We start from the raw sequence: 16,626 nt of genomic DNA, 5'->3' as shown, positions 1-16,626 counted from the left end.
TAAGCAAGCAACATCACAACGCAACAGGGTTAACGGAGAAGGTTATGTGTTCTATTTTTGGCGTACTGGATATTAAAACTGACGCGGGCGAACTGCGTAAAAAAGCACTCGAATTGTCCCGCCTGATGCGCCATCGCGGTCCGGACTGGTCAGGCGTTTACGCCAGCGATAAAGCGATTCTGGCTCACGAACGTCTCTCCATTGTTGATGTCAACGCTGGCGCACAGCCGCTGTATAACGAGAAAAAAACGCACGCGCTGGCTGTTAACGGTGAAATTTACAACCATCAGGCGCTGCGCGCTGAGTACGGCGATCGCTACGCGTTTCAGACCGGCTCAGACTGCGAAGTGATCCTGGCGCTGTATCAGGAGAAAGGCCCGGAGTTCCTCGACGACCTGCAAGGTATGTTCGCCTTCGCCCTGTACGACAGCGAAAAAGACGCTTACCTGATTGGCCGCGACCATATTGGTATTATCCCGCTGTACATGGGACACGATGAACACGGTAACTTCTACGTTGCCTCAGAGATGAAAGCCCTGGTACCGGTATGCCGCACCATCAAAGAGTTCCCGGCAGGTAGCTACCTGTGGAGCCAGGACGGCGAGATCCGCCCGTACTACCAGCGCGACTGGTTTGATTATGAAGCGGTGAAAGACAACGTGACGGACAAAGCGGAACTGCGTCAGGCGCTGGAAGAGTCAGTGAAAAGCCACCTGATGTCAGATGTCCCCTACGGTGTACTGCTCTCCGGCGGTCTGGACTCCTCCGTGATCTCCGCGATCACCAAGAAATTCGCCGCACGTCGCGTGGAAGATCAGGAGCGCTCTGAAGCCTGGTGGCCACAGCTGCACTCCTTTGCCGTGGGTCTGGAAGGGGCACCTGACCTGAAAGCCGCCCAGGAAGTGGCGAACCATCTTGGCACGGTGCACCATGAAATTCACTTCACCGTACAGGAAGGTCTGGATGCGATCCGCGATGTGATCTATCACATTGAAACCTATGATGTGACCACCATTCGCGCCTCCACGCCGATGTATTTGATGTCGCGAAAGATCAAAGCGATGGGCATCAAGATGGTGCTCTCCGGCGAGGGTTCTGACGAAGTGTTTGGCGGTTACCTCTATTTCCACAAAGCACCGAACGCCAAAGAGCTGCATGAAGAAACGGTGCGTAAGCTACAGGCACTGCACATGTTTGACTGCGCGCGCGCCAACAAAGCGATGTCCGCCTGGGGTGTGGAAGCCCGCGTGCCGTTCCTCGATAAGAAATTCCTCGATGTGGCGATGCGCATCAACCCACAGGACAAAATGTGCGGCAACGGCAAAATGGAGAAACATATCCTGCGTGAATGTTTTGAATCCTACCTGCCGGCGAGCGTGGCGTGGCGTCAGAAAGAGCAGTTCTCCGATGGCGTAGGCTACAGCTGGATCGACACCCTGAAAGAGGTGGCGGCGAAACAGGTTTCTGATCAACAACTGGAAACTGCGAGCTTCCGTTTCCCGTACAACACGCCAGCCTCGAAAGAGGCGTATTTGTACCGTGAGATCTTTGAGGAGCTGTTCCCGGTTCCAAGCGCAGCCGAGTGCGTACCGGGTGGTCCTTCGGTCGCCTGCTCTTCTGCTAAAGCCATTGAATGGGATGAATCCTTCAAAGCGATGAACGATCCGTCAGGACGCGCGGTGGGCGTTCACCAGTCTGCTTATAAATAATGTCCAGACTATAATCAGGCCCTCCGGGGCCTGATTTTTTTGCCTCTCTTTTCCCGGCATAAAATCGATTAATAACCAATAATTGTCGAATATTCGGCCTCGCTGTTCGCAACCTAACCAAACAGTCACATTCCGGCTATTTTCATTGAAAAAGGTGTTGACGCTGCAAGGGTCTATACGCATAATGCGCCCCGCAACGCCGATAAGGTAACGCGAAAAAAAGATGGCTACGTAGCTCAGTTGGTTAGAGCACATCACTCATAATGATGGGGTCACAGGTTCGAATCCCGTCGTAGCCACCATCTTTTTTGCGGGAGTGGCGAAATTGGTAGACGCACCAGATTTAGGTTCTGGCGCCGCAAGGTGTGCGAGTTCAAGTCTCGCCTCCCGCACCATTCCCAGGTAAGCGTTGCACGGATGGGGTATCGCCAAGCGGTAAGGCACCGGTTTTTGATACCGGCATTCCCTGGTTCGAATCCAGGTACCCCAGCCATATTTCTTCGATCATGCGGTTCTCCGCGGTATTGGGGTATCGCCAAGCGGTAAGGCACCGGTTTTTGATACCGGCATTCCCTGGTTCGAATCCAGGTACCCCAGCCATCGAAGATTGCAGTACTGGCTACGTAGCTCAGTTGGTTAGAGCACATCACTCATAATGATGGGGTCACAGGTTCGAATCCCGTCGTAGCCACCATATTTACGTTATCGAATACGATTCGGTAAACTGAACATTGTTGGGGTATCGCCAAGCGGTAAGGCACCGGATTCTGATTCCGGCATTCCGAGGTTCGAATCCTCGTACCCCAGCCACTTTAAAGTCGTTAAGCAGTTTGTTTAACGCAATTGGGGTGTCGCCAAGCGGTAAGGCTCTGGTTTCTGATACCAGCATTCCGGGGTTCGAATCCCTGCACCCCAGCCACTTTAAACAAACAAGCCCGCTCTGCGGGCTTTTTTGTTTTTGTTGTTCAGAATAGTGCGGCCTGATGCCTTCACCCTAACCCTCTCCCACGGGGAGAGGGAATAAAGATCAGAGTCCGAGGGCGTACTTCAGGGCCTGACGCTTCAGACCACCGGCACGTTCCGCTGCCATCAATCCAATATTGCGCACTATACGCACCGGACCAACATCATTGCTGAACCCGGCATAGAACAGATCCATCCCCGACTGCATAATGAAGTTATCCGCCATACGGCGCGTCTGGTAGCGCTTCAGAACCTGATGGCTGGCCCAGGCTTCCGCGTGGGCGCGAGCGTTACCCAGCACATCCAGTAACGCATCGACGTCACGGTATCCCAGATTCACCCCCTGCCCCGCCAGCGGATGAATGGTGTGCGCCGCGTCCCCCACAAGCACCAGTCCTTCACGGGCATACTGCAACGCATGGCGTCGCATCAGCGGGAATGCGCCGGCGGCAACCGGGGTCACGTTGCCCAGACGGCTCGGGAAGTGCTGGCGGATTTCGCGCTGCAACTGATCCATGGACAGCCCCTGCAACTGTCGAATGCGCGCCGGTTTGTCGTACCACACCAGCGAAGCCCAGTTATCAAACAGCGGTAAGAATGCATGCGGGCCGTTCGGCGTAAAATGCTGCCAGGTGCTTTCGCCCGGCGCGTTTGCTGACTGAACGGTGATCAGCATGCAGGACTGCTGGTACTGCCAGGCATGGATCCCAATGCCTGCCATCTGCCTGACCTGCGAGTTCGCGCCATCCGCCCCCACCACCAGCTTCACGGCCAGCTCATCGTCGTTGTCCAGCGTCAGGAGATACCCGCCCTCATGACGATGCAGGCCTTTCAGCGAGTCCGGCACGCGCAGCGTCACCTTCGGGTGCGCCTCCAGCGCCTGCCAGAGTGCCTGCTGGAGCACGTTGTTTTCCACCATATAGCCCAGGCGCGGCAGTTTCAGCTCGGCGGCATCAAACGACACGTGAGCATTTTCCCACTCCCAGGTTTCGAGACGGCTGTAAGGATGCGCGCGCATCGCCAGCACCGCCTCCCAGACGCCCAGCCCGCGAAGCAGATCAACAGAGGCCGCGCTGATGGCGGAAATACGCACGTCCGGTTGGCTGGCAGGATCGAATGCCGGCGGAGCCGCCTGTTCAATAACGGTTACGTCAAATCCCTGCTGCGCCAGCCCCAGCGCCAGTGCGCCGCCGACCATACCGCCGCCAACAACGGCAACTTCGGTGTTCAGGAGTGTCATGGTCACTATTCCTTATTGAAGAATGCCTTAAGTTTACCGGATTTTTGCGGCCCTGAGGTTGACAACCTTCATACTGGTCACAACCGCACCAAAGCATTACAATACGCGGCTTGCAATCCTGAGCTGAGCAAGTCGATGACTAAAAAACTCCATATAAAAACCTGGGGCTGTCAGATGAACGAATACGATTCATCGAAGATGGCCGATCTGCTGGATACCACCCACGGATACCAGCTGACTGAAAATGCGAAAGAAGCCGATGTGCTGCTGCTGAACACCTGTTCAATTCGTGAAAAAGCACAGGAAAAAGTCTTTCATGTGTTAGGCCGCTGGAAGCTTCTCAAACGGAAAAATCCGGACCTGATCATTGGCGTGGGTGGCTGCGTCGCATCGCAGGAAGGTAAGCTGATCCGCCAGAGAGCCCCCTATGTGGATATCGTTTTTGGCCCTCAGACCCTGCACCGCCTGCCAGAGATGATTAATCAGGTTCGCGGCAGCCGTAGCCCGGTGGTTGACGTGAGCTTCCCGGAGATCGAGAAATTTGACCGTCTGCCAGAGCCGCGCGCTGATGGCCCGACCGCCTTCGTCTCCATCATGGAAGGCTGCAACAAATACTGTACTTACTGCGTGGTGCCTTACACCCGCGGTGAAGAAGTGAGCCGCCCGGCAGACGATATCCTGTTTGAAATCGCGCAGCTTGCCGCGCAGGGCGTTCGCGAAGTGAACCTGCTGGGGCAGAACGTGAACGCCTGGCGCGGGGAAAACTACGACGGCACCACCGGCAGCTTTGCTGAACTGCTGCGTCTGGTGGCGGCGATTGACGGCATCGACCGCATTCGCTTTACCACCAGCCATCCGATGGAATTTACCGACGACATTATTGACGTCTATCGCGATACGCCAGAGCTGGTGAGCTTCCTGCACCTGCCTATCCAGTGCGGCTCTGACCGCGTGCTGAACCTGATGGGTCGTCCACATACGGTGCTGGAGTATAAGTCCACCATCCGCAAGCTGCGTGAAGCGCGCCCGGATATCCAGATTAGCTCCGACTTTATCGTCGGCTTCCCTGGCGAAACCGCTGATGACTTCGAGCGCACCATGAAGCTCATCGGCGAGGTGAATTTCGACGTCAGCTACAGCTTTATCTTCTCTGCGCGCCCGGGCACCCCTGCGGCCGATATGGTTGATGATGTACCGGAAGAAGAGAAAAAGCAGCGTCTGTATATTCTACAGGAGCGTATCAACCAGCAGGCCAACGCCTGGAGTCGTCGCATGCTCGGCACTGTCCAGCGTATTCTGGTGGAAGGCACCTCCCGTAAGAGCATCATGGAACTGTCTGGTCGAACCGAAAATAACCGCGTGGTGAATTTTGAAGGCACCCCGGACATGATCGGTAAGTTTGTGGACGTCGAGATTGTCGAAGTGCTCACGAACTCGCTGCGCGGGAAGGTGGTACGCACTGAGGATGAAATGGGTCTGCGAATTGCACAGACTCCGGAATCCGTTATCTCTCGCACCCGCAAGGTCAACGACTCTGGCGTAGGTATTTACCAGCCGTGATCCTCCTGGCCTGCCTGTCCGGCAGGCCTTGTATTTCCTCTCATCACCCCCAATATCTACCGCAACGCTTGCGCCTTTATTCTGTGGCGTGAATAATTTCGGTAATGACCGTTTTATTACGCCGTGTGGCCACAGGTCAGTTAACCAATTAAAGAGGAACAGTTTGAACATAGATACGCGTGAAATTAGCCTTGAGCCCGCAGACAACGCTCGCCTGCTGAGCCTGTGCGGGCCGTTTGATGACAACATCAAACAACTGGAGCGACGTCTGGGTATCGAAATCAATCGTCGCGATAACCATTTCAAACTCACCGGACGCCCAATCTGCGTCAACGCCGCGGCAGATATTCTCCGCAGCCTGTATGTTGATACCGCCCCGATGCGCGGTGAGATCCAGGACATTGAACCTGAACAGATCCACCTGGCCATCAAAGAGGCGCGCGTGCTTGAGCAGAGCGCGGAGAGCGTGCCGGACTATGGCAAAGCCATCAACATCAAAACTAAACGCGGCGTGATTAAGCCTCGTACCCCGAACCAGGCGCAGTACATCGCCAATATTCTCGACCATGACATCACCTTCGGCGTGGGCCCGGCGGGTACGGGTAAAACCTATCTGGCCGTTGCTGCTGCGGTCGATGCGCTTGAGCGTCAGGAGATCCGCCGTATCCTGCTGACCCGCCCTGCTGTTGAAGCCGGTGAAAAACTGGGCTTCCTGCCGGGCGATCTGAGCCAGAAGGTCGACCCGTATCTGCGCCCGCTGTATGACGCGCTGTTCGAAATGCTCGGCTTCGAGAAAGTTGAAAAGCTCATCGAGCGTAACGTGATTGAAGTGGCCCCGCTGGCCTACATGCGTGGCCGTACGCTTAACGACGCGTTCATCATTCTGGATGAGAGCCAGAACACCACTATCGAACAGATGAAGATGTTCCTGACGCGTATTGGCTTTAACTCGAAAGCGGTTATCACCGGTGACGTCACCCAGATTGACCTGCCGCGTAACACCAAATCGGGTCTGCGTCACGCCATCGAAGTCCTGGCCGAGGTAGAGGAAATCAGCTTCAACTTCTTCCACAGTGAAGACGTGGTACGCCATCCGGTGGTCGCGCGTATCGTTAACGCTTATGAGGCCTGGGAAGAGGCAGATCAGAAGCGCAGGGCCGAACTGGCCGCAGAACGTAAGCGCGAAGCGCAGGAGCATGAACAGAAATGAGTCAGGTGATCCTCGATTTACAGCTGGCCTGTGAAGATAATTCCGGCATGCCAGAAGAGGCACAGTTTCAGAAATGGCTGGATGCCGTTATCCCCCAGTTTCAGGAAGAATCAGAGGTCACGATTCGCCTGGTGGATGAAGCAGAAAGCCATGAGCTCAACCTGACCTACCGCGGGAAAGATAAGCCGACCAACGTGCTCTCTTTCCCGTTCGAAGCCCCTCCGGGCATTGAGATGCCGCTGCTGGGCGATCTGATCATCTGCCGTCAGGTGGTTGAGCAGGAAGCCAAAGAGCAGCAAAAGCCGCTGGAAGCGCACTGGGCACACATGGTGGTGCACGGTAGCCTGCATCTTCTGGGTTACGACCATATTGAAGATGACGAAGCGGAAGAGATGGAATCCCTCGAGACAGAGATAATGCTTGCTCTGGGCTATGAGGATCCGTACATTGCCGAGAAAGAATAGTCAGTCACTGACTACCATGCCGCCGCGCAGGGACATAGCGCGGCGGTTAACGTTGAACTAACAAGAGAACCCTTAACAAACGCCATGAGCGACGACAATTCACACAGTAGCGACACGACAACCACTAAAAAGGGATTTTTCTCCCTCATTCTGAACCAGCTTTTCCACGGCGAACCGAAAAACCGTGATGAACTGCTGGAGCTGATTCGTGATTCCGGGCAGAACGACCTTATCGACGAAGATACGCGCGAAATGCTCGAAGGGGTGATGGACATCGCCGACCAGCGCGTCCGCGACATCATGATCCCCCGCTCGCAGATGATTACCCTGAAACGCAACCAGACGCTGGACGAGTGCCTCGATGTGATTATCGAATCGGCTCACTCACGTTTCCCGGTCATCAGCGAAGATAAAGATCACATTGAAGGGATTTTGATGGCGAAAGATCTGCTGCCGTTTATGCGCAGCGATGCCGAAGCCTTCAGTATGGAAAAGGTGTTACGCCCGGCCGTGGTTGTGCCGGAAAGTAAGCGTGTGGATCGGATGCTGAAGGAGTTTCGCTCCCAGCGCTATCACATGGCGATTGTTATTGATGAATTTGGTGGCGTTTCCGGTCTGGTCACAATCGAAGACATCCTTGAGCTGATCGTGGGCGAAATCGAAGACGAGTATGACGAAGAAGAGGATATCGACTTCCGTCAGCTGAGCCGCCACACCTGGACCGTGCGCGCGCTGGCCTCCATTGAAGACTTCAACGATACCTTTGGCACCAGCTTCAGCGATGAAGAAGTGGACACCATTGGTGGTCTGGTGATGCAGGCCTTCGGCCATCTTCCGGCCCGCGGTGAAACCGTTGACATCGATGGTTACCAGTTCAAGGTCGCAATGGCTGACAGCCGACGTATTATTCAGGTTCACGTCAGAATGCCGGACGACTCACCGGTGCCAAAACTGGAAGATTAATGTAAATGGCATTTGCCCCACTCTTTGAACGCCAGCGCGTCCGTTTGCTGCTGGCGCTGTTACTCGGAGCCAGCGGTACGCTGGCTTTTTCTCCTTACGATATCTGGCCAGCCGCTATTCTCTCCCTGATGGGGCTACAGGGGCTTACCCTGAACCGTCGTCCGGTACAGGCCGCGGCCATCGGCTACTTCTGGGGGCTGGGACTGTTTGGCTCTGGTATCAACTGGGTCTACGTCAGTATCGCGCAATTTGGCGGAATGCCGGGGCCGGTTAACGTCTTCCTGGTTGTGCTGCTCGCCGCCTATCTTTCGCTCTACACTGGCCTGTTCGCGGGCATCCTGTCTCGCCTGTGGCCAAAAACGACCTGGCTGCGCGTGGCGATAGCGGCACCCGTTGTCTGGCAAATCACCGAATTTCTGCGCGGCTGGGTACTGACCGGCTTCCCGTGGTTGCAGTTCGGCTATAGCCAGGTAGACGGCCCGCTGAAAGGCCTGGCCCCGGTCATGGGCGTGGAAGCCATCAACTTCCTGTTGATGATCGTCAGCGGCCTGCTGGTGCTGGCCCTGGTGACACGTAACTGGAAGCCGCTGGTTGCCGCGTTAATCCTGTTTGCCCTGCCCTTCCCGCTGCGTTATATCCAGTGGTTTACGCTGGAGCCCGCGCGCGCCACGCAGGTTTCTCTGGTCCAGGGCGATATCCCGCAGTCCCTGAAATGGGATGAGAATCAGCTGCTGAACACGCTGAAAATCTACGCCAACGCCACTGAAAAGGTGATGGGCAAATCGCAGCTCATCATCTGGCCTGAGTCTGCGATCCCAGACCTGGAGATCAATCAGCAGCCCTTCCTGAAGATGATGGACGATCTGCTGCGCGCACGCGGCAGTACGCTGATCACCGGAATTGTGGATGCGCGTCTCAATCAGCAGAACCGCTATGACACGTACAACACGATCATTACGCTCGGTAAGGGCAGCGAATACAGCTATACCTCCACCAATCGTTACAACAAAAACCACCTTGTACCGTTTGGCGAATTTGTTCCGCTGGAGTCTATTCTGCGCCCACTGGCACCGTTCTTTGATTTGCCGATGTCCTCATTCAGCCGGGGCCCTTACGTTCAGCCGCAGCTGCATGCGCACGGTTTTGCCCTGACGGCCGCCATTTGCTACGAGATTATCCTCGGCGAGCAGGTGCGCGATAATTTCCGCCCGGACACCGACTATCTGCTGACCATCTCAAACGATGCGTGGTTCGGTAAATCGATTGGTCCGTGGCAGCACTTCCAGATGGCGCGAATGCGTTCTCTGGAGCTGGCGCGTCCGTTGCTGCGCAGCACCAATAACGGCATTACCGCCGTGATTGGTCCGCAGGGTGAAATCCAGGCCATGATCCCGCAATTTACCCGTGAGGTGCTGACTACTAACGTCACGCCAACTACCGGGCTCACCCCTTACGCGCGCACCGGGAACTGGCCGCTGTGGATTTTGACCGTGCTGTTCGGCTTTGGCGCAGTGCTGATGAGCCTGCGTCAGCGTCGTAAATAACCTTACCTTCTATTGCCGGGTGGCGGCTACGCCTTACCCGGCCTGCTCTCCGGCGCCGGCGCCACCCGACAATTTCCTCCCAAACTTCAATTCTGGCACGCCTGTTGCTTTGTTTAATTACATCAACGCTGTCTGGCTTAACGTGCAACCTTGTCGCACCAGCGTAGATCATCGGTAGCACCGAAATGGTGCAACGAGGGATTTTGCCTCTGAATGGTGCGGCGCGCTTCGCAAAAATAAACAATAACGCAGCAAAATCTTTACATTAAGCCAGACTAAATGTTAACAAGCTTGCATAACACTGCACTCGCATTGCGCGAGATATAACAACATCACAATGGGTATCTATGCGTCACTGGCGCTGATAAGAAAGGAGTTGGGTATGCAATTACGTAAACTGGCCACAGCAATGCTGGTTATGGGAATGTCTGCGGGGGTTGTCCACGCTGAAGACGCTCCGGCAGCAGGAAGCACTCTCGACAAGATTGCCAAAAACGGCGTGATCGTGGTCGGCCACCGTGAATCTTCTGTCCCGTTCTCTTACTACGACAACACGCAAAAAGTCGTGGGCTATTCACAGGATTACTCCAACGCCATCGTTGAAGCCGTGAAGAAAAAGCTGAACAAACCTGACCTGCAAGTGAAGCTGATCCCCATCACTTCACAGAACCGTATTCCTCTGCTGCAAAACGGCACATTTGATTTTGAATGTGGCTCAACCACCAACAACCTTGAGCGTCAGAAACAGGCCGCTTTCTCGGACACCATCTTCGTTGTGGGCACCCGCCTGCTGACGAAGAAAGGCGGCGACATCAAAGATTTTGCTGACCTGAAAGGCAAAGCGGTTGTCGTGACCTCCGGTACCACGTCCGAAGTGCTGCTGCACAAGCTGAACGAAGAAAAGAAAATGGACATGCGCATCATCAGCGCGAAAGACCATGGCGACTCCTTCCGTACCCTGGAAAGCGGCCGTGCCGTCGCGTTTATGATGGATGACGCTCTGCTGGCAGGCGAGCGCGCCAAGGCGAAGAAACCAGACAACTGGGAAATCGTCGGTACCGCCCAGTCGAAAGAAGCCTACGGCTGTATGCTGCGTAAAGGTGACGAGGACTTCAAGAAACTGATCGATGACACCATCGCTCAGGCGCAAACCTCCGGCGAAGCGGCAAAATGGTTCGACAAATGGTTCAAGAACCCAATTCCACCAAAAAACCTGAACATGAACTTTGAACTGTCTGACGACATGAAAGCGCTGTTCAAATCACCAAACGACAAAGCTCTTAACTAATTAGAACGACAGGGGCGGGATCTCCTGCCCTCTCGATTGTCGGGAAGCATGGACAGACTATACGTTGAGTGGTCGTTCCCCACTCAGCGCAAAAATTGAGCTTCTCACCAATCTTCGAGGGTAGCGCTGCTACCCTTTTTTTTCTGGAGTTTACTATGTCAATTGACTGGAACTGGGGCATCTTTCTGCAACAAGCCCCGTTCGGCAACACCACCTATCTCGGCTGGCTGTGGAGCGGCTTTCAGGTTACCGTTGCGTTATCGATAACGGCGTGGATTATCGCGTTTCTTGTCGGTTCGCTGTTCGGTATTCTGCGTACCGTCCCTAACCGTTTTCTCTCTTCAATTGGCACGCTCTATGTGGAACTGTTCCGTAACGTTCCGCTGATCGTGCAGTTCTTTACCTGGTATCTGGTGATCCCGGAACTGCTGCCGGAAGATCTCGGCATGTGGTTTAAGGCCGAGCTGGATCCTAACGTACAATTTTTTGTCTCCTCTATGCTGTGTCTGGGGCTGTTCACCGCTGCGCGCGTCTGCGAGCAGGTACGTGCCGCCATACAGTCACTGCCGCGCGGGCAAAAGAATGCGGCACTGGCGATGGGCCTGACTCTGCCTCAGGCCTACCGTTACGTACTGCTGCCGAACGCTTACCGCGTCATCGTTCCGCCGATGACCTCCGAGATGATGAACCTGGTAAAAAACTCGGCTATCGCCTCAACCATTGGTCTGGTAGATATGGCGGCGCAGGCGGGCAAACTGCTGGATTATTCCGCTCACGCATGGGAATCCTTCACGGCGATCACGCTCGCCTATGTTCTGATTAACGCATTCATCATGCTGGTGATGAACCTGGTTGAACGCAAAGTACGCCTGCCGGGCAATCTGGGGGGCAAATAAATGTACGATTTTGACTGGAGTTCCATTGTTCCCTCCATGCCCTATCTGCTGGATGGACTGGCAATCACCTTAAAGATCACCGTTATCGCCATTATCGTCGGTATTGTCTGGGGCACCCTGCTGGCAGTGATGCGCCTGTCGAGCTTTAAGCCGCTCGCCTGGTTTGCCACGGCTTACGTTAACGTGTTCCGCTCCATTCCACTGGTCATGGTGCTGCTGTGGTTTTATCTGATTGTTCCCGGCTTTTTACAGAACGTACTGGGACTGTCGCCAAAGACCGATATCCGCCTGATCTCTGCCATGGTGGCGTTTTCCATGTTTGAAGCCGCCTACTACTCAGAGATCATCCGCGCCGGTATTCAGAGTATCTCGCGCGGGCAGTCCAGCGCTGCGCTGGCGCTCGGTATGACGCACTGGCAGTCTATGAAGCTCATTATTCTGCCGCAGGCGTTTCGCGCCATGGTTCCGCTGCTGCTGACGCAGGGCATCGTCCTGTTCCAGGATACCTCCCTGGTCTACGTGCTGAGTCTGGCAGACTTCTTCCGTACCGCCTCCACCATTGGCGAACGTGACGGAACGCAGGTTGAGATGATCCTCTTCGCGGGCGGGGTCTATTTTGTGATTAGTTTAAGCGCATCGCTGTTGGTCAGCTGGCTGAAGAAAAGGACGGTATAATGATTTCCCTGAAAAATGTTTCTAAATGGTATGGGCACTTTCAGGTGCTGACCGACTGCTCAACAGAAGTGAAAAAAGGCGATGTGGTGGTGGTATGCGGTCCGTCCGGTTCCGGTAAGTCCACGCTTATCAAAACCGTTAATGGGCTGGAACCTGTCCAGCAGGGCGAGATTGTCGTTAACGGCACCAAAGTGAATGACCGCAAAACCAACCTTGCCCAGCTTCGCTCCCACGTAGGGATGGTGTTCCAGCATTTTGAGCTGTTCCCTCACCTCTCCATCATTGAGAACCTGACGCTGGCGCAGGTGAAAGTGCTGAAGCGCGACAAAAAAGCGGCGCGCGAAAAGGGCCTGAAGTTGCTGGAACGCGTCGGGCTGTCTGCACATGCGGATAAGTTCCCGGCGCAGCTTTCGGGCGGCCAACAGCAGCGTGTGGCAATCGCGCGTGCGCTGTGCATGGATCCGGTGGCTATGCTGTTTGATGAGCCGACGTCCGCGCTCGATCCTGAGATGATCAACGAAGTGCTGGACGTCATGGTGGAGCTGGCGCACGAAGGGATGACCATGATGGTGGTGACGCACGAAATGGGCTTCGCCCGTAAAGTGGCCAACCGCGTGATCTTCATGGACGAAGGGAAAATTGTTGAAGACTCACCAAAAGAAGAGTTCTTCGCAAATCCTAAATCTGAACGTGCAAAAGACTTCCTCGCCAAAATCCTGCATTAATCTTTTTAGTGCGCAATCTGCGGATTGCGCACTGCTTCACGCTTTAGATCTCTTTTTCTATTCGGCGTCACATCGCAGCGTTAACCTTGTCACAAATAATGCTGAGAATGGAGAACGCTATGGCACAGCCAATTATTCTCGACTGCGATCCGGGTCATGATGACGCGATCGCACTCGTCCTTGCTCTTGCTTCCCCTGAACTGGACGTAAAAGCTGTCACCTCCTCCGCCGGAAACCAGACGCCGGATAAAACCTTGCGAAACGTGTTGCGCATGTTGACGCTGCTGAAACGCACCGATATTCCTGTCGCAGGTGGTGCCGTTAAGCCGCTGATGCGCGAGCTGATCATTGCGGATAACGTTCACGGTGAAAGTGGGCTGGATGGTCCGGCGCTGCCGGAGCCGGATTTCGCACCGCAAAACTGCACTGCCGTCGAGCTCATGGCGAAGGTGCTGCGTGAGAGCGCAGAGCCCGTGACGCTGGTGGCGACCGGCCCGCAGACCAACGTTGCGCTGCTGCTGAACAGCCATCCTGAACTGCACAGCAACATCGCCCGTATCGTCATCATGGGCGGGGCAATGGGGCTGGGGAACTGGACGCCAGCAGCAGAGTTCAACATCTTCGTTGACCCGGAAGCCGCGGAAATCGTCTTCCAGTCGGGCCTGCCGATTGTGATGGCGGGGCTGGACGTTACCCACCGCGCACAAATTATGGTGCAGGACATCGAACGATTTCGTACTGTGGGTAACCCGGTTGCAACGACCGTGGCAGAGCTGCTCGATTTCTTTATGGAGTATCACAAAGCCGAGAAGTGGGGCTTCCACGGCGCCCCGCTGCATGACCCATGCACCATCGCCTGGCTACTGAAGCCGGAAATGTTTACCACGGTCGAGCGTTGGGTTGGTGTGGAAACACAGGGGAAATATACCCAGGGAATGACGGTGGTGGACTATTACTCGCTAACGGGAAACAAGCCGAATACCACGGTGATGGTGGATATCGATCGGGAAGCGTTTGTGGATTTGCTGGCGGAGCGGCTGGCTTATTATATGTAGTCCGAAAAAACAGTACATTATTGGGCATTTTAGGCGGTTCTGCTGCCTAATGCCCTTATCATGCCTCCCTCATACTAAAAACTTCATTAAATAAAACAAGCAAGAAAAAACAGAACGCTTTTATTTGATAATAGCTAAACCATTAGCCCCACCCATTTGTCACAATTATTATTACTTGCTACTGATTCACTCCTCAAATAAAAACAATGAATTCTTTTATGGATACTTTCAAAAGTGAGATAAACATCACTTTGCTTGGCAAGGACATGTTCGATGATCGAATGAACATAGCAAGGGAGCACGTTATGTATTACAGCGAAGAAATTATTAAGCAACCTGGAACTGACAAAGAGCTAGCTGTGCGGTTAGATAAAGCGTTAATAGGCGTTAAAGAAGGTGTACAATATTATGTAAATGGTCTTGGCGATGCCACAACACGCTTACTTTATTATACATCCTGTCTTACAGAAAATTATCAAGATGTTTGTAAAAAACTTGGTTCTGAAGATGTCAGATTTATTTGCGCTCTATATGAACTAGTCAAACATAGAAATGTTATATTTCGAATGTTGAATATATATATAGAAACCCTCTTAAAAAATAAAAGCGATGTAGAAAAGAAAACAATCCTTGAAAACTTAACGCCATTCGCCAAAAACTATCCCATTAAATACATTTCAAAAATGGTTTGATTTACTTTATAACATCATATATATGCTACGGAAACAAAATGAATTTATCTGTTCAGAATGCATTAATGAAAAAATAGGAAGCAGAGTTGGGTGGGTCATAGGAGGACTGAATATTTATGGGATTGTACAACGTGCTGCTGATAGCGCAGATAATCTAAAAAATTTCTGCCCAATATTTTATAACGCCTTATATAGAGAGGGGTTAGAAATGATGTATTTCTTGATCGAACCCATGATCATGAAGTCTTGCTATCTAAATATTAGCACAGCATCTGATGAAGAAATTGTCAGAGCACTTAAGAGAATGATGTGAAAATGCTTAATTTGATGAATAATCTATTAAGAAGATGTATCAGGCGTTTTTATAATAGTATCAAAGATGATTGCATCAACAATATTATAGGCTGTGCAATAATTTTCCTTATAGCCATAATCTCCATTTTGGTTTCTATTTTTGTCGATAATAACAAAATTGCATTTGGAATTATCGCCTTGATAGTAACACTGACATTTTCACTAATATTTTTTTACAACGGAAAAGAATGAAATGACTATCCCGGCACATATTTGGCTCATCGATGACAATGGCTCACCTTTGATAGGAGAGTGTTTAATGCCATCACGATTGGGTTCCACTGAGCTTAAGTCCTTTAATCATTCGGTATGGATTCCTACAGACCATAATACAGGGAAACTGACTGGAACACGTCTTCATGTACCGATTAGATTTAAAAAAGAGATAGACCGGCTCACACCCTATCTATTCAGAGCCGTATGCGAAGGAAGAATACTGAAAGAAGCTTTAATAAAAATGTATAAAATTAATGATGCAGGAATAGAACTGGAATATTTCAATATAAAGCTGGAAAATGTAAAGATAACTCAAATCTCCCCCGTTCTATTTCCAGTAGGTATTGCAAGTAAGCATATGGAAGAAGTTGAAATTCGCTATGAGTCTATAGAATGGAAGTACACTGAAGGAAACATAATGTACAAAGACTCGTTGAATGAAAGGGTCACAGCCTAAAGAGGGTGGAAATCTTTCGGGAAACGTTTGGATATTTACTGGCGGAGCGGCTGGCTTATTATTCTGCGGCCTGATGCCCTCACCCCGACCCTCTCCCACAGGGAGAGGGTGCAAACAGTTTTGCTTTTACCTACGGCTCAAACGGCCGACGCTGGAACTGGTCGTGCCCGCACTTCGGACACAGCGACAACACCTCCGGCGTATAAACGGCGATATGGTGGTGGCACTTCTCACACACCAGGTTCCCCAGCCCCACTACTTCGCCGCTGTGATAGACACCGTGGTGGTTTAAATCCTGGAACACCTCGCGCCACTCCAGCTGAGTTTTATCGGTAATATCCGCCAGCTCCTGCCACAGGCTCTCTTTAATTACCCGCATAAAAACACTGTCGGCGATCTCGTCCTGGCTCTCTTCATAGCTTCGCGCGAACTCCTCCAGGTCGCGGCGCACGGCGCGCGTTACCTCTTCCACTTCGGTTCGCGTTAACTCACCCGTTTGCGTCACGCGTGCGCGTGCCTGTTCGACCAGCGCGTCGATATCACGCTCGCCGTTACGCAGCCGTTCCGTCAGAGTCGCTACCAGTTCACGGTAAAATTGAGCAACCTTGTTCATCA

The 16,626-nt window shown here is 53.0% G+C and carries 15 protein-coding genes and 7 tRNA genes; 20 read left to right on the top strand and 2 right to left on the bottom strand.

The genetic code is table 11. The features are described 5' to 3' along the window. The first annotated feature begins 44 nt into the window (after positions 1-44). From asnB to BFV63_RS06190, 8 genes are all read left to right on the top strand, one after another. Positions 45-1,709 carry an asparagine synthase B gene (gene asnB, locus BFV63_RS06225; protein ID WP_003858669.1) on the top strand — a complete coding sequence of 555 codons (1,665 nt, stop codon included), beginning with the start codon at positions 45-47 and terminating at the stop codon, positions 1,707-1,709. Positions 1,710-1,934: 225 nt separating this feature from the next. Further along, a tRNA-Met gene (locus BFV63_RS06220) sits at positions 1,935-2,011 on the top strand. Between the two features lie 8 nt (positions 2,012-2,019). Further along, positions 2,020-2,104: transfer RNA gene (locus BFV63_RS06215), tRNA-Leu, on the top strand. Between the two features lie 23 nt (positions 2,105-2,127). After that, positions 2,128-2,202, top strand: a tRNA-Gln gene (locus BFV63_RS06210). Between the two features lie 32 nt (positions 2,203-2,234). Next, positions 2,235-2,309: transfer RNA gene (locus BFV63_RS06205), tRNA-Gln, on the top strand. 17 nt (positions 2,310-2,326) lie between these two features. After that, positions 2,327-2,403, top strand: a tRNA-Met gene (locus BFV63_RS06200). A 41-nt stretch (positions 2,404-2,444) separates the two neighbouring features. After that, positions 2,445-2,519, top strand: a tRNA-Gln gene (locus BFV63_RS06195). 34 nt (positions 2,520-2,553) lie between these two features. After that, positions 2,554-2,628: transfer RNA gene (locus tag BFV63_RS06190), tRNA-Gln, on the top strand. Between the two features lie 108 nt (positions 2,629-2,736). On the opposite strand, the gene ubiF is transcribed toward BFV63_RS06190, so the two are convergent. After that, the gene (gene ubiF, locus BFV63_RS06185) at positions 2,737-3,912 is read right to left on the bottom strand and encodes a 3-demethoxyubiquinol 3-hydroxylase (RefSeq protein ID WP_047054208.1); all 1,176 of its coding nucleotides are present in this window, start codon (positions 3,910-3,912) and stop codon (positions 2,737-2,739) included. Between the two features lie 135 nt (positions 3,913-4,047). Between ubiF and miaB the strand changes: the two genes are divergently transcribed. The 12 genes from miaB to BFV63_RS06120 all read left to right on the top strand — a co-directional run bounded on the left by miaB (position 4,048) and on the right by BFV63_RS06120 (position 16,011). After that, positions 4,048-5,472, top strand: coding sequence for a tRNA (N6-isopentenyl adenosine(37)-C2)-methylthiotransferase MiaB (miaB, locus tag BFV63_RS06180; protein ID WP_003858672.1), 1,425 nt, complete (start codon positions 4,048-4,050; stop codon positions 5,470-5,472). 163 nt (positions 5,473-5,635) lie between these two features. Then, complete coding sequence (locus tag BFV63_RS06175) at positions 5,636-6,682, top strand: PhoH family protein (protein ID WP_003858674.1); 1,047 nt, start codon at positions 5,636-5,638, stop codon at positions 6,680-6,682. Next, complete coding sequence (ybeY, locus tag BFV63_RS06170) at positions 6,679-7,146, top strand: rRNA maturation RNase YbeY (protein ID WP_003858677.1); 468 nt, start codon at positions 6,679-6,681, stop codon at positions 7,144-7,146. The genes BFV63_RS06175 and ybeY overlap by 4 nt, the downstream gene beginning before the upstream one ends. Before the next feature lie 84 nt (positions 7,147-7,230). After that, positions 7,231-8,109: a CNNM family magnesium/cobalt transport protein CorC gene (corC, locus tag BFV63_RS06165; protein WP_003858679.1), complete on the top strand. Its 879-nt coding sequence runs from the start codon at positions 7,231-7,233 to the stop codon at positions 8,107-8,109. A gap of 5 nt (positions 8,110-8,114) precedes the next feature. Then, complete coding sequence (gene lnt / locus BFV63_RS06160; protein WP_023315631.1) at positions 8,115-9,653, top strand: apolipoprotein N-acyltransferase; 1,539 nt, start codon at positions 8,115-8,117, stop codon at positions 9,651-9,653. Between the two features lie 382 nt (positions 9,654-10,035). Next, positions 10,036-10,941: an amino acid ABC transporter substrate-binding protein gene (locus tag BFV63_RS06155; RefSeq protein ID WP_069597465.1), complete on the top strand. Its 906-nt coding sequence runs from the start codon at positions 10,036-10,038 to the stop codon at positions 10,939-10,941. 155 nt (positions 10,942-11,096) lie between these two features. After that, a complete protein-coding gene (gene gltJ, locus BFV63_RS06150) occupies positions 11,097-11,837 on the top strand; it encodes a glutamate/aspartate ABC transporter permease GltJ (RefSeq protein ID WP_015571133.1) in 741 nt (246 codons plus the stop codon). Continuing rightward, positions 11,838-12,512, top strand: a complete 675-nt coding sequence (gene gltK, locus BFV63_RS06145) for a glutamate/aspartate ABC transporter permease GltK (protein ID WP_003858686.1) — start codon at positions 11,838-11,840, stop codon at positions 12,510-12,512. Next, positions 12,512-13,237 carry an amino acid ABC transporter ATP-binding protein gene (locus tag BFV63_RS06140; RefSeq protein ID WP_006809622.1) on the top strand — a complete coding sequence of 242 codons (726 nt, stop codon included), beginning with the start codon at positions 12,512-12,514 and terminating at the stop codon, positions 13,235-13,237. Before gltK ends, BFV63_RS06140 begins: the two co-directional genes overlap by 1 nt. Positions 13,238-13,356: 119 nt before the next feature. Next, a complete protein-coding gene (rihA, locus tag BFV63_RS06135; protein ID WP_045350552.1) occupies positions 13,357-14,292 on the top strand; it encodes a pyrimidine-specific ribonucleoside hydrolase RihA in 936 nt (311 codons plus the stop codon). Between the two features lie 218 nt (positions 14,293-14,510). Further along, the gene (locus BFV63_RS23340; RefSeq protein ID WP_064590481.1) at positions 14,511-14,984 is read left to right on the top strand and encodes a hypothetical protein; all 474 of its coding nucleotides are present in this window, start codon (positions 14,511-14,513) and stop codon (positions 14,982-14,984) included. A gap of 547 nt (positions 14,985-15,531) precedes the next feature. Further along, complete coding sequence (locus BFV63_RS06120) at positions 15,532-16,011, top strand: Hcp family type VI secretion system effector (RefSeq protein ID WP_048209133.1); 480 nt, start codon at positions 15,532-15,534, stop codon at positions 16,009-16,011. Positions 16,012-16,141: 130 nt separating this feature from the next. On the opposite strand, the gene BFV63_RS06115 is transcribed toward BFV63_RS06120, so the two are convergent. Continuing rightward, positions 16,142-16,624, bottom strand: coding sequence for a zinc ribbon-containing protein (locus tag BFV63_RS06115; protein ID WP_003858689.1), 483 nt, complete (start codon positions 16,622-16,624; stop codon positions 16,142-16,144). Between the last annotated feature and the right edge of the window lie 2 nt (positions 16,625-16,626).

Origin of the sequence: Enterobacter hormaechei subsp. xiangfangensis, from assembly GCF_001729785.1 — a bacterium.
GTDB classification, from domain to species: Bacteria; Pseudomonadota; Gammaproteobacteria; order Enterobacterales; family Enterobacteriaceae; genus Enterobacter; species Enterobacter hormaechei_C.
Note: the sequence above shows the minus strand (reverse complement) of the source record. Positions and strands in the feature narration are given on the sequence as shown.